This is a genomic window from Phyllobacterium sp. P5_D12, assembly GCF_054049495.1.
In genome coordinates this window covers 1-536 of sequence record NZ_JBFUMG010001194.1, presented here as the reverse complement: position 1 = coordinate 536, position 536 = coordinate 1, and the positions used below count along the sequence as shown (strand labels likewise).

Here is a 536-nt window from a genome sequence, read left to right as displayed (position 1 = left end):
CAAGGAGCACCTGGCCACCAATGCTGTTTGACTGACGTATATGTGAAGAATTCCTAGTCTGCAGTGTCGTCGACACGGCTGAAACTCATCAACAAAAGGAGCAGATTCCATGAATATTGTACCTGTGAAATGGGCCAAAAACCAAAAGCGTTTCGACGAGACGCTGCCCTACAATGATGATCATGTCACCGCAGCCCCGCGGCCACCCTTGCGTGTCATGCAGGAACAACGTGCACGCGAGGCGGCAAAAGCTGTTGAGGAATACGCGGCCAACGGACGCGCCACTGAGGCCAAGACCGAACGCCTGCGCGCGCTACGCCTGGCCAGAGAGGCCGCGAATGATTCATCGAAAAAGTTGAAGACAAGATGTTAGGCGTAGCCGTGCTCATCGATTCAGACTTTCGTTTATGAGTGGTTTATTCACGAATTGCTAAATAGCCATCATCGGCTAGAACGGACTGTGAGGGCGTTCGCACTGCTTCCTTCAATCAAATTTATGGCTCAGTCGATACAACGACTTCCGATCGGCTCGAGTA

1 protein-coding gene is annotated in these 536 nt (G+C 51.9%); it reads left to right on the top strand.

What is annotated here, in order from left to right; translation table 11 throughout:
• Positions 1-109: 109 nt before the first annotated feature.
• Positions 110-373, top strand: coding sequence for a hypothetical protein (locus ACXJ5O_RS29460; RefSeq protein WP_457302985.1), 264 nt, complete (start codon positions 110-112; stop codon positions 371-373).
• Positions 374-536: the final 163 nt, after the last annotated feature.

What these genes read in the sequence shown, in the direction of transcription:
- ACXJ5O_RS29460 (WP_457302985.1), top strand. Translation starts at nt 110, where the DNA reads ATGAATATTGTACCTGTGAAATGGGCCAAAAACCAAAAGCGTTTCGAC.